At 62.2% G+C, this 12,319-nt stretch carries 13 protein-coding genes and 1 pseudogene; 5 read left to right on the top strand and 9 right to left on the bottom strand.

The window, feature by feature from the left end:
- A pseudogene (locus tag AAHE99_RS13595) lies at positions 1-382 on the bottom strand (hypothetical protein); the annotation flags it as partial.
- A gap of 33 nt (positions 383-415) precedes the next feature.
- The gene (locus AAHE99_RS13590) at positions 416-781 is read right to left on the bottom strand and encodes a VOC family protein (RefSeq protein ID WP_342117881.1); all 366 of its coding nucleotides are present in this window, start codon (positions 779-781) and stop codon (positions 416-418) included.
- A gap of 120 nt (positions 782-901) precedes the next feature.
- Here AAHE99_RS13590 and AAHE99_RS13585 point away from each other — a divergent pair, with 120 nt between their 5' ends.
- From AAHE99_RS13585 to AAHE99_RS13575, 3 genes are all read left to right on the top strand, one after another.
- Positions 902-1,162 carry a hypothetical protein gene (locus AAHE99_RS13585; RefSeq protein ID WP_342117880.1) on the top strand — a complete coding sequence of 87 codons (261 nt, stop codon included), beginning with the start codon at positions 902-904 and terminating at the stop codon, positions 1,160-1,162.
- A gap of 91 nt (positions 1,163-1,253) precedes the next feature.
- A complete protein-coding gene (locus AAHE99_RS13580) occupies positions 1,254-3,365 on the top strand; it encodes a S9 family peptidase (protein ID WP_342117879.1) in 2,112 nt (703 codons plus the stop codon).
- A gap of 15 nt (positions 3,366-3,380) precedes the next feature.
- The gene (locus AAHE99_RS13575; protein WP_342117878.1) at positions 3,381-3,764 is read left to right on the top strand and encodes an MAPEG family protein; all 384 of its coding nucleotides are present in this window, start codon (positions 3,381-3,383) and stop codon (positions 3,762-3,764) included.
- Here AAHE99_RS13575 and AAHE99_RS13570 read toward each other — a convergent pair.
- The 7 genes from AAHE99_RS13570 to AAHE99_RS13540 all read right to left on the bottom strand — a co-directional run bounded on the left by AAHE99_RS13570 (position 3,761) and on the right by AAHE99_RS13540 (position 10,424).
- Positions 3,761-4,429 (bottom strand): hypothetical protein, encoded by a 669-nt coding sequence (locus tag AAHE99_RS13570; RefSeq protein WP_342117877.1) that lies wholly within the window; start codon positions 4,427-4,429, stop codon positions 3,761-3,763. The two genes, AAHE99_RS13575 and AAHE99_RS13570, sit on opposite strands and share 4 nt — an antisense overlap.
- Before the next feature lie 42 nt (positions 4,430-4,471).
- Complete coding sequence (locus AAHE99_RS13565; RefSeq protein WP_342117876.1) at positions 4,472-5,782, bottom strand: MFS transporter; 1,311 nt, start codon at positions 5,780-5,782, stop codon at positions 4,472-4,474.
- Positions 5,783-5,871: 89 nt separating this feature from the next.
- Positions 5,872-6,606, bottom strand: coding sequence for a BON domain-containing protein (locus AAHE99_RS13560; protein WP_342117875.1), 735 nt, complete (start codon positions 6,604-6,606; stop codon positions 5,872-5,874).
- A gap of 84 nt (positions 6,607-6,690) precedes the next feature.
- The gene (locus AAHE99_RS13555) at positions 6,691-7,377 is read right to left on the bottom strand and encodes a hypothetical protein (RefSeq protein ID WP_342117874.1); all 687 of its coding nucleotides are present in this window, start codon (positions 7,375-7,377) and stop codon (positions 6,691-6,693) included.
- A gap of 101 nt (positions 7,378-7,478) precedes the next feature.
- A complete protein-coding gene (locus AAHE99_RS13550; protein WP_342117873.1) occupies positions 7,479-9,170 on the bottom strand; it encodes a dipeptidyl-peptidase 3 family protein in 1,692 nt (563 codons plus the stop codon).
- 49 nt (positions 9,171-9,219) lie between these two features.
- Positions 9,220-9,822, bottom strand: a complete 603-nt coding sequence (locus AAHE99_RS13545) for a short chain dehydrogenase (protein ID WP_342117872.1) — start codon at positions 9,820-9,822, stop codon at positions 9,220-9,222.
- Positions 9,822-10,424: a short chain dehydrogenase gene (locus AAHE99_RS13540; RefSeq protein WP_342117871.1), complete on the bottom strand. Its 603-nt coding sequence runs from the start codon at positions 10,422-10,424 to the stop codon at positions 9,822-9,824. The genes AAHE99_RS13545 and AAHE99_RS13540 overlap by 1 nt, the downstream gene beginning before the upstream one ends.
- Positions 10,425-10,525: 101 nt before the next feature.
- Here AAHE99_RS13540 and AAHE99_RS13535 point away from each other — a divergent pair, with 101 nt between their 5' ends.
- Entirely contained in the window at positions 10,526-11,416 is an 891-nt protein-coding gene (locus AAHE99_RS13535) for a LysR family transcriptional regulator (RefSeq protein ID WP_342117870.1), read from the top strand.
- Between the two features lie 100 nt (positions 11,417-11,516).
- Positions 11,517-12,290 (top strand): REP-associated tyrosine transposase, encoded by a 774-nt coding sequence (locus AAHE99_RS13530; RefSeq protein ID WP_342117869.1) that lies wholly within the window; start codon positions 11,517-11,519, stop codon positions 12,288-12,290.
- Positions 12,291-12,319 lie beyond the last annotated feature (29 nt).

The raw sequence follows: 12,319 nt of genomic DNA, 5'->3' as shown, positions 1-12,319 counted from the left end.
GCGGCGCGACCACCAGCGCGGCAATCACCAGCAAGGCCGCCAGCGGCAGCGACGGGCGTACCGACTGCAAGCCCGCCACGGCGAGCCCCCACGCCGCCAGCGCCAGCGTCATGGCGCCGGCCACATGCCAGCGGCCGGAAGCCCAGGCATAGGTCAGGCTGAAGACAATAATCGCCAGCACCGCCATCAGCGTGCCTTCGGCAGCGGTGGCGGCGAAAGCGGCGCCCTGCTCCAGCGATATCGCCAGCAGGATCGGCCCGGCCACGACCGGGAAGGCCGACAGCCAGCCCGCAACCGCAGGCCCCCAGCGGCGGCCTGCCAGCGTCACGCCATAAATCAGGGAAGGAACGAGGAAAAGTTTGAGTGCGAGGACGGAATTCATGGGGCGCGAGTCTACCACGCCCCTGCGCAACGCTTAGGAAGAAGACAACACAAACTGGTTCCCGTCCGGATCCTTCATGATCGCAAACTCGCCCCAGGGCTGCTTCTGCGGCTCGGACACAAACTCCACGCCGCGCCCCTTGAGCTGGCGGTAGGTCGCCTGCACGTCATCGCAGGCCAGCGAGCCGTTGAAGAAGCCGCCGATGCGGTCCTCCTGCCCATCCGGCGTGAACAGCACAAAGCGCGTATCGGAGGAACCGACACGCATCTCGATCCAGCGCTGCTTGTCGTCGAAGGGCTGGTCGGTGATGACGCGGAAGCCCAGCTTCTCGGTATAAAAAGCCAGGGCCGCATCCTGGTCGCGGGTTGGAATACTGACAAATTTGATGTGGGTGATCATGGCAAAGCTCCGTCAAAAGTGATGCCCGGATTGTGGCACGCCGTAGCGCCCTGCTACACTCTCTATGACTATACTCTTTATGACAATATGGACTTCGACCCGTATTTTGTGGACGTCCTGATGCCCGACCTAGTCGGCCACGAACGATCGCCGGCCGCCTACATCGTCTACCTTTACCTGTGGCGCAGCGCCGGCAAGCGCCCGCTGCAGGCCAGCTATGCCACCATCGCGCTCGAAACAGGCTTGTCAAAAATTACAGCCCAACGCGCCATCGCCCTGCTGCTGCGGCGCCACTTACTGAGCGTGGAACGCGCCTCCGCCACGGCGGTGCCGAAATACACCGTGCAGCGCCCCTGGCTGGGCCGCCTGCCGCGTGCCTGAACGCTTTGTAACAGGCAGGTAACAGTGCGTTGACAGGGGCCGCGCAATTCCGCACCATCGTCGTTTCCATTGACTCCACGAAGCCAGTGCAATGATTGCAACTACCCTTCCCAAGCTCACTTCCCTGCTGATCCTGAGCGTCAGCGCCAGCCTGGCCCAGGCGGCCGCGGTTGAACCGGCCAAGCACGCCATCACCCACGAAGACGTGTGGCTGATGAAGCGCGTCGGCGCGCCGCAGCCAAGTCCGGACGGCAAGTGGGCCGTATTCTCGGTGACCGACCCTGCCTATGACAGCAAGGAGCAATGGTCCGATATCTGGATCAAGTCCCTGGCCGACGACAGCGCCCCGCGCCGCCTGACTTTCAGCAAGGGCGGCGAATCGGCCCACGCCTGGTCGCCGGACAGCCGCTTCCTGCTGTTCGTGGCCAAGCGTGAAGGCGACGACGCGCCGCAGATCTATCGCCTGGACGTGGCCAACGGCGGCGAGGCGCAGCGCATGACCAGCCTGACGCTGGGCGCACGCGTGCCGAAGTGGAGCCCGGACGGCAAGCAGATCCTGTTCGTCAGCGAAATCTACCCAGGCAACACCGACGAGGAAGGCGTAAAGAAAGCCGCCAAGGAACGCAAGGACCGCAAGTACAGCGCGCGCGCCTACGAGTCCTTCCCACCGCGCTTCTTCGACAAATGGCTGGACGACAAAAAGGTGCGCCTGTTCGTGATGGACGCGCAGCCTGAGGCCAAGCCGCGCGACATCCTGGCCGGCAGCAAGCTGGCCGAGCTGCCTGGCTTTGGCGGCAGCCAGGGCGACGAAGGCCAATCGCTGAACGCCGTCTGGACGCCGGATGGCAAGGGCGTGGTATTCGCCGTATCGACCAACCGCCACGAAGCCGCGCGCGCATCGACCTTCACCCAGATCTACAGCGTGCCGGCCAGCGGCGGCGAACCGGCCCAGCTGACCCGGGACGTACGCAGCTACCACGACCTGCGCTTTGCGCCGGACGGCAAGACCCTGTTCGCACTGACCGAAGAGGAAGCGCCGAACAAGGTGTACGACGTGACCCGCGTCGCCAGCTTTGCCTGGCCGTTCACCAGCGCACAACCCAAGATCCTGACCCAGGACCTGGACCGCTCGATCTCGCGCATCGCCACCCCAGCCGACGGCAAGCGCGTGTTCTATTCCTTCGAGCACGCAGGCCTGGAGAAGATCTACTCGATGAACTACGCCGGCGGCGACAAGCGCGAAGAGCCTTCGCTGCCGAACGGCTCCATCAATTCGCTGAACTCCGGCGGCAAGGCGCTGGTAGGCGTGTGGGAATCGGCCATCAATCCGCCGGAGATCTATTCCTTCAACGGCACACCGAAGCGGCTGACCAGCTTCAACGTCGACAAGGCCGCCGCCATCGACTGGCAGGCGCCTGAGCACTTCTGGTACAAGACCCCGGACGGCCGCCAGATCCACAATATGATCGTCAAGCCGGCCGGCTTCGACCCGAACAAGAAGTATCCGCTGTTCGCGGTGATCCACGGCGGCGCAGCCAATATGTGGCGCGACCAGTTCGTACTGCGCTGGAACTACCACCTTCTCGCCAAGCCTGGCTACGTGGTGCTGCTGACCGACTACAAAGGCTCCACCGGCTACGGCGAAGAATTCGCCCGCTCGATCCAGCACGACCCGCTGAAAGGCCCAGGCGATGAAATCAACTGGGCGGTGGATGAAGCGATCAAAAAGTACCCATTCATCGACGGCAGCAAACTGGCAGCAGGCGGCGCCAGCTACGGCGGCCACCTGGCCAACTGGCTGCAGGCCACCACCACCCGCTACAAGGCCATCGTGTCGCACGCCGGCGAGATGGACCTGGTCATGCAGTGGGGTACCAGCGACAGCATCTACGGCCGTGAAGTGAACGGCGGCGGCCCGGTGTGGAGCGACTTGCCGGTATGGCGCGAGCAAAGCCCGATCATGCAAGGCGGGAACCACGCCAAAGGCACCGGCTTCAAGACGCCGATCCTGATTACCGTGGGCGAGCTGGATTACCGTGTGCCGGTCAACAACGCATTGATGAACTTCGCGGCCCAGCAGCGTTTGAATACGCCAAGCAAACTGGTAGTATTCCCGGACGAAAACCACTGGGTACTGAAAGGTGAGAACAGCCGCTACTTCTACAACGAGGTGCATGGCTGGCTCGCCAAATACCTCAAATAAAAGGAGATGATCTAGATGACGCTTGCAAACTGGTGCATCGCAGCAGCCTGCATTCTGCCAATGGCGGTAGCACTGATGCCGAAAGTGGCTTCGTTCAAGGGCAAAGACCACTACGACAATGCCAGCCCGCGCGAATGGGCTGGCCGCCAGGCTGGCTGGGCCAAGCGCGCAATCGCCGCTCACCAGAACGGCTTTGAAGCACTGCCGCTGTTCATTGCAGCCGTCATCCTCGCGCAGCAGGCGCACGCGAACCAGGACCGTATCGACATTCTTGCGATGGTGTTTGTCCTGATTCGCGTGATCTACAGCGCGATCTACATCAGCAACCTGGCCACGCTGCGCACGCTGGTGTGGTTCGCCGGCATCGGCGTCAGCCTGGCCATCCTCTCCATGGCTTAATTACTGCCTTCCAGGCAGGCCTGGCAAGCGGCATCGGTGTAGCGTTTCTGGCACCAGCGCTTGCCCGGTTCCTTCTTCTCGATTTCCCTGAACCCGCCGCACGTTGCCGGCGACAGCGCCGCAATCGCCGGCTGCTGGAACTTCACGCCGTCCTTGTCGGTCATCGTCATGCGCGAGCCGTTTGCGTCGGCGCGTAAGTCGAGCATGCTGTCCTTGGTGATCAGCGACATCGCGCTGGTCTGGCTCGCGTCCGGGCCTGCCACCAGGATGGCTGCCATGCGGTACTTGGAATCGAGCGTGATCATGGCGTTGCTTTCCGTGTCGGTGGTGACGTAGCCGCCGCGCTCAATGCCTTCCGAATCGTAAATGATCATGCCGGCAGCCTTGTCGCCGCGCTTGGAGACGCGGCCGCCCGCCATGACGGCATCCGGCACGTCGCCGCCGATACGCGCGCGCACCGTGCCCTTGGCATCGACCACGACCACTTCCCTGGCCTTGATGCTGTTGAAGACCGCGTCCTTCACTGCCACGCCGGCCACCGCCACGCCGCCCACCAGGGCCAGCACGCTGAATAGCCATGCCGCGTTCTGGCGCGTGATGCGTTTGCGCAGGCTCGCGTTTTCCTGTTCAAGCGTTGCCAGGCGTTCTTCGATCGACTTCGTCACTGCTGCCCTCCTCCTTAGTTAGTAGAAGGGCAAGCATACCACTCAGGCCGCGCTGGCGGCTGCCGGCGCCGCTGCGGCGGCCGGGCGCAGGCGGATCGCCAGCACCATCAACGCCGCCACCAGGCAGGCGGCGCCTGCCGCGAACAGGGCCGGGTTATACGTCAGCAGCAGCGTGCGCACCTGGCCGGCGCCGAAGGCCGCGACTGCGGCGCCCAGCTGGTGTGCCGCGAACACCCAGCCGAATACCATGCCGGCTTTCTCCTTGCCGAAGGTGGTGGCGGCCAGGCGCACGGTCGGCGGCACGGTGGCGATCCAGTCCAGGCCATAAAACATCGCGAAGACGGACAGGCCATACAGCGTGAATTCGGAATACGGAAGCCACAGCAGCGACAGGCCGCGCAGGCTGTAGTACCAGAACAGCAGTTTGCGGTTGTCATAACGGTCCGACAGCCAGCCGGACAGGATAGTGCCAACCAGGTCGAAGGCCCCCATCATCGCCAGCACCGACGCCGCCGGCACCGGGCCGAGGCCCGCATCGCCGCACAGGGAAATGAAGTGGGTCTGGATCAGGCCATTCGTACTCAGGCCGCAGATGAAGAAGCTGCCCGCCAACAGCCAGAACACAGGGCTGCCGGATGCCTCGCGCAGCACCCGGAACGGCGTCGCGAAGCCAAGCTTTGTCGCCGGCTGCGCCGCAGCGGTGGCGGCCTGCGCGGCGTCGGACGCCCCGAACGGCGCGAGCCCCACATCCGCCGGCCGGTTGCGCATCAGCGCGAACACGGCCACCGCGACCAGCGCGCAAGCGACCAGCACCGGCAGCACCGCCATGCGCCAACCGAAGTTCTCAACCAGCCAGGCGCCAACCGGCAGAAAGATCAACTGCCCCGTTGCCGAACTCGCAGTGAGCACGCCCACCACCAGCCCTCTACGGGTTTCAAACCACCGCGTGGAAACCACCGCGCTAAGCACCAGCGCCGTCATGCCCGAGCCAACGCCCAGCATCACACCCCACAGCAGCACCAGCTGCCAGAACTGCGTCATCCCCAGCGCCAGCAGCGAGCCGGCGGTGATCAGCCCCAGCGCCGTCACCATCACATTGCGCAAGCCGAAGCGCTCCATCAGGATCGCCGCAAAAGGCCCCATCAGCCCGAACAAAGCAAAGCGCACCGCCAGCGCGGACGAAATCTGGTCGACGCCCCAGCCGAACTCTTTGGAGAGCGGCTGCAGCAGCGCCCCCGGCAAACCGAGGGCCGCCGACGACGTCAGCGCCGTGAGGAAGGTCAAGGCAACGATGACCCACGCGTAGTGGATGCCGCGGCGTTGCAACCGCTGGGAGAAAGTGTCGGCTATCATGTAAGCCAATATAAATGATGATCATCATAAAAGCAAGAAAAAGAAAAGCCGGCACAAAGGCCGGCCCTCCATCGGCGCCAAAGCGCCGCTTATTTCTTGATCTGGATAGAAGATTTCACTTCCTGCACGCCCTCCACCTTGCGTGCCAGTTCGACAGCCTTGTCAGCCTCCGCCTTCGAAGGCACAAAGCCGCTCAGCATCACGATGCCCTTCTGGGTTTCCACGTGGACGTCCATCGCCTTGACCAGCGGATCGGCCGCCATTTCAGCCTTCACCTTGGTGGTGATCATGGTGTCCGACATAGCGGTGCGGGTATCGGAAGTCTTGTCGCGCGCTGTATCGGCCAGGTCCCGGCCAGCTTCGCGCGTATTCTGCGCAGCATTGGCGGTGGCGTCGCGCGTATTCTGCGCTGCTGCAGCCACGGTGCCGGTCGCGGTGGTGCCGCGATTCGCCAGCGCGGTCTTATGCGCCGACTTGGCGTCGCTCTTGCAGGCCGACTTGGCGGAACCACTCATATCGTCGCAACGTTCTTTGGCCAGGTCGTACTCGGCATCGGCCAGCTTGCGGCGCGCTTTATCAACATCCTTAGCCGTGTTCTGGTGCATTGTGGTCGCATCCAAAATAGCGCGCGCTTCCGCTACCTTGGCTTCTTCCTTGCAGACGTCCTCGGCGTTGCCCTTCAAGCTCTTGCAAGCATCTTTCGCCGCTTTGTAGTCCGATTCAGCTTTGTCTTTCGCAGCCTTATAGGCGTCATTATCGGCGGCAGCAAATGCCATCGACGAACTGAACAGGGCAGCCAGCGAAATACACAGGATTTTCTTCATGGTTAGTCCCCTTTAGGATGGTTGGCATTGGCGATTAAACGCCCTGCCGGGACTAACTTCTGTGCGCGACCGAACACAGTCGGGCTATTGATCGTCTTTCCGCAAGCCCTTGCCCCACAGCAGGTGCGCCTGCTCGAAGGGGTTATGTTCGCTATCGAACACAGCGCCATTGCTGGCCAGTTGCAGCCAGGCACGCGTGTTGTGCGAACCGTGCGCCACCGGCTGGCGCACTTGCATCAGCCAGGCGTGCACCTGGCCGTATTGCGCCGCGTTGGCACGCTGGGTCCAGGCCAGCGCCACCAGGTCGGAGAAAGCTTCCTCGCGGCGCGTATCGCGCATCTGCTTCGACAATTCCTGCAACTCCGGACTGGCCAGCTGCTCTTGCGGGGCATCGACAAAGCCCGCCGGCAAGGCATGCCAGCTGCCCTGCGCCTGGCGCCAGCAGTGGCCGACCTCGTGCGCGGTCATCGCCTCGATCAGGACTTTCTGTTGCGCGGCCGGTACGCCGGCCAGCACCTCTTCCGCCTGCGGATTGCCGCGCATGGAAAATACCAGCTTGCAACGGCCATCGGCAAAGCCCATGGCCAGCGGCACGTCATTCGGACCGGCCTGCGGCTGGACCACAATATCGATCGGGAGTTTGAGTTCCTGCTTGGCGTATGCCAGCACGGGAGAGCCGGCCTGCAGCCAGCGGGTTTCGGTTTCGGTCAGCTGTGCGGCGCCTGCCGAGGCGGCTACAAAGGACAGCAGGAAAGGCAGGCTCAGCTTCATGACGAACTCCGGTAACGAGCTTCAACTATACATGCCTTACGGCAAGCTGTTACCGGAGTTTCGCGGCTGTTACAAAATATTGGCTGAGCTAGTTTTCAACTTTATTTTGCCAGCAAGGAGTTGGCAGTCGGGAAAGAAGGGCGGATGTCGTTCGGTACTTTCTTCATCTTGTCCAAGGCCTTCTGCACGTCAGGGCGGATGACGACGTACTTCGCCATCATGTCCTTGGCGCGCGCGTAGTCGCCGGTCGCTTCAATGGTGAGGAACTCGCGGTCCAGATCCATCACCGCCTGTTTGATCTTCTTGAAATCCACCGAGAAGGTGCCGTCGCCGTGCGACACGAAACCGCCTTTATCCAGCAGGTAGTTGACCTGGATCGCCATGCCGCGCGCGTGCGAATCGGTCAGGCCGAAGTGCAGCGTACGGAAGGCCGATGCCAGGAAGGTGGTGTGCAGCTTGCGCTCCGCCGCCTCGCCCTGGCCCAGGGTGTCTTTCAGCTGGCCCTTCTCCATCATATACATCAGCGCCCACAGGCCGGTCACGTCGGCCTTGGCTTCTTCGATAGTGGAATAGGCTTCCTTCAATTCCTGGCGCGGGGTGGACTCGCCCTTCACCGTGTGCGGACCGAGGCCGTGCGTGATCTCGTGCGCCAGGATGTGGGTGAAGAAGGAGTTGAAGTCCAGGTCCTTCTGGTCGGCCGGGCGCAGCACCAGCTTGGCGATCGGCGTCAGCGTGGCCTTGAACTTTTCTTCCTGCACGTTCTTCAGCATCACGCGCTTGGAGCCGCGCTGGCTGATGATGCGCTCATCGTTCGGCAAGTTGTAGGCAGCGGTTTGCACGCCCATATTGCCGTCGCCCGCGCCGTATACCTGGTTCACCACCACCATCGGCGCCACCGCGCCCACCTTCGGGTTGCGGTACTGCGCGTCGAGCGGCAGGTTGTCTTCCAGCTCCTGCATATGCTTGGCGAAGAAATCCAGCTTGCGGGTTTCCTTCTCGTCGCGGATGTTGACGTAAGCTTCAAAGGCGGCTTTGTAGCCAAACAGTTCGTCGTTATAGGTTTCGTACGGGCCGATGGTGATATCGACCGGCGAGTCCAGGTCCATCCAGGCGAAATCGGACGGCAGGTAATCGTTGGACAGGAAAGCGTCCGCGCGCAGGTCGAGGAACTTCTTCAGCGAAGCGTTGCTGGTGGCGGCAGCGGCCTCCTTCAGCAGCTTGGACAGCTTCTCCAGCTCCGGCTTGTATTCATCCGAGTATTTGACGATCTTGAACTTGCCATCGTCGCCCTTGCGGATGGTGGTGAAGAACCACTGCGCTTCCTGCTTCTGCGCCGCTGGCAGGCTGTTGATCCACGCCTCCAGCTGCTCCTTGGTCGCACCTTCCGGATAGAAGTTCGACGCCGCCGGCTTGTGGTCCGGCACCTTGATGCCCGCCACTTCAGCCGGCAGGAAGGACTTGTGCTCGTCGAGGATCGACCAAGGGCCCTTATTGAGCCAGAAGTATTCAGCGCGCGCCTTGCCCAGTGGCGACTGGTCCTTCAGCAGCGCGGCATGCAGCGCCTCATTGCCGGACCAGCGCTGGCGCAGCTGCAAGGTGTCGACGATCTTCGCCGCTTCGATCAGCTTCTTGATGGCGAGGCGGTCGCCGGCCGACAACTTGGACGTATCGGCTTTCAGCTGCACCGGCGCGTAACGCTTGGTCATTTTTTGCAGCTCGGCGACATCGGCCGGAGCGGCGCAGGCGGTGGCGCTTGCGATGGCAAGCACCAGCGGGGTCAGGAAGTTCTTCATGTGGCCTTTTCTCTACAGTTAAAAGGAAGGCCACATTGTATGCCTGCGCTTACCAGACGCGGTAAGTTTTTCCGCTTTCCGCACCTTCCACGCAACGGCTGTAGGCACGCGCCACACGCGCCGACGACACCGGCTCGAAGCCATGGAACAGCGCCTCGAACCTGGCCGCCGACTCCTCCAGCAGCGAAGGATTGACGACGTTGATGCGCAGGCCGCGCGGCAGTTCGATGGCAGCACCGCGTGCGAAGCCCTCGATGCCGTTGTTGACGGTGACCGTGTTGGCGCAGCCGCGCAACGGGTTGTGCGCATCCACGCCGCTGGTCAGCGTGATCGAACCACCATCGCTCAGGACGTGCTGCGCCACCAGCGCCACGTTCACCTGCCCCATCAGCTTCGAATCAAGGCCGATGCGGAACTGCTCCTCAGTCATTTCCTTGAGCGGGCCGACGTGGAGCGCGCCGCATGCCACCACCACATCGTCCACCCTGCCCGTCTCGTCGAACAGCGCACGCAGCGAGGCAATGTCTTCAATCGCCACGCGGAAGTCGCCGCTGCTGCGCCCCGCCGTCAGCACGCGATGCCGCGCGCCCAGCTCTTTCGCCACGGCGGCGCCGATGGTACCGGTGCCGCCGATTACCAGGACCGTCCGCATTACCACACGCGGTAGGTCTTGCCGTTTTCCGCACCTTCCACACTGCGGCTGTAGGCCAGCGCGGCGCGTTTAACGGGCACGGTTTCCATGCCGTAGAAGTATGGGCCGTAGACATCCACCGATTCGTCAACCAGGGTCGGGCTGATGGCATTGATACGCAGACCGCGCGGCAGCTCGATGGCCGCGCCGAGTACGAAACCCTCCACCGCAGCATTGACAGTGCTGGCGTTGGCGCCAAAACGGATTGGATTCTCCGACAAGCTGCCGCTGGTCAGCGTGATCGAGCCGCCATCGTTCAAATGCTTTTGCGCCGCCAGCGCCACGTTCACCTGGCCCATCAACTTGGAATCCAGGCCGGACTTGAACTGCTCCGCAGTCATTTCCCCCAGCGGACCGAAATGCACATCACCCGCAGCGACCACCACGCCGTCCACCTTGCCAACTTGCTGGAACAAGGCCTCGACCGAAGCCGGGTCCTCGATCTTCACCTGGAACTGGCCGCTGCTGCGGCCGACGGTAATGACTTCATGACGCAAGCCCAATTGCTCCACGATGGCCTTGCCGATGGTGCCGGATGCGCCGATAACGATGATCTTTTTCATGTTGAATCTCCTGTTGGGTTTCGAAGTGAAGCCAGTATGCGCTCCGTCGCCACAGGAATAAATGAGCTATTATTTAATTAATTACAAACTCAAACTTAGCAATGGACAAGCTACGCAGCATGGAAGTGTTTGTGGCCGCCGTCGATACCGGCAGCTTCACCGCAGCCGCCGAACGCTTCGGCATCTCCGCCGTCATGGTCGGCAAGCACGTACGCGAACTGGAGCAGCGGCTCGGCGCCGCCCTGCTCACCCGCACCACGCGGCGGCAATCGCTAACGGAAATCGGCCGCCAATACGCCGACCAATGCCGCGCCATCCTGGCGCAGATCGAAGCCGCCGAACGCGGCGCCGAATCCCTGCGCGCCGCACCGCGCGGCGTGCTGAAGGTGACTTGCGCCGTATCGTTCGGCATGGAGTGGCTAAGCCCACTGATCCCCGACTACCTGAACACGCACCCCGAAGTCAGCGTGGACCTGCACCTGAACGACCGCATGGTCGACATCGTGGAAGAAGGATTCGACGTCGGCATCCGCATCGGCGCCCTGGAAGATTCGACGCTGGTAGCGCGGCCCCTGCGGCCCTATGGCGTCGTGATTTGCGGCTCGCCCGGCTACCTGGCCCGGCGCGGCACACCGCGCGTACCCGCCGACCTCGCGCAACACGAATGCCTGGAATTCACCGGCTGGGTCCCGCAAGCGCGCTGGCGCCTGAACGGCGAAAAGGATGCCCGCCACGTACCCCTGAGCCGCATGCGCGCCAACAACAGCTACGCCCTGAAACAAGCCGCCCTGAAAGGTTTCGGCCTGATCATGCAAGCTGAGACGGTCCTGAAAGAAGACATCGCCGCCGGCCGTCTGATCCGCGTGCTGGACGACTACCTCCCCACCCCACGCCCCATGCACCTGCTCTACCCCCGCAACCGCCAGCCCACACCCAAGCTGACCAGCTTCCTCGACTTCATGCTGCAAAACTTCGCCCCCACCCACAGCTGACCCCGTGTCCCACCCTGGGGTCACACCCCAAGTGGGACACAAGCCCATCTGTTTGATACAGATCATCAGCCGAGTCATTCCGGCATGCTAAGTTTTCAGCATGAGCCGAGCCCCTCGAATTCTTTTTCCCGGTGCGATTTACCACGTTACAGCCCGTGGGAATAGACGCGCCGCAATTTTCCTCGACCACCGCGATCACATGATCTGGCTCGATAAGCTGGCCAAGGCAGCGGAAAAGCACAATCTCAGGATTCATGCGTATTGCTTGATGCCGAACCATTACCACCTGTTGGTGGAAACCCCTTTGGCGAATCTACCTGATGGCATGCATACGGTGAATGCTGACTACTGTCAGCACTTCAACAACCGGCATGGATTAACGGGGCATGTCATACAAGGGCGATTCCATGCGGGGATGGTCGAGAAGAACAGCCAGCTGTTGGCCGTGGCGCGTTATATCAGTCTTAATCCGGTACGGGCCAAACTTGTCGCTGATGCTGCCGATTGGCAGTGGAGCAGCCACCGGCACTACCTTGAGCCGGAGTTTGCACCTGATTGGCTTGAGACGGAATGGCTACTTTCCCACTTCGGAAATGGTTCGCTTGAAGAAAAGGTTGCGGCCTACCGGAAATTCGTCAACGCGGGAGTTGGAATGCCAGATCCGCTAGCCTTGCATAAGGAATGGCCAGATGCCAAGCGCGAACAGGCACAGTCGCTTTACACCTATTCGACAAACTACGCAGATCGCAACGAGGCCATGTCGCGTGCGTATCAAACGAATACATACACCCGGCAGGAAATTGCCGATCATTTCGGTGTATCGATTAAGACCGTATCCCGCGCAATCCGCGACTTCCCGGATGAGAATGCTTGAGCCCGTGTCCCACTTGGGGTGTGACCCCA

The sequence above is a fragment of the Pseudoduganella sp. OTU4001 genome, assembly GCF_038440195.1.
Taxonomy (GTDB): Bacteria; Pseudomonadota; Gammaproteobacteria; order Burkholderiales; family Burkholderiaceae_D; genus Rugamonas.
The sequence above is the reverse complement of the archived record's forward strand: the minus strand, read 5'-3'. Positions and strand labels throughout refer to the sequence as shown.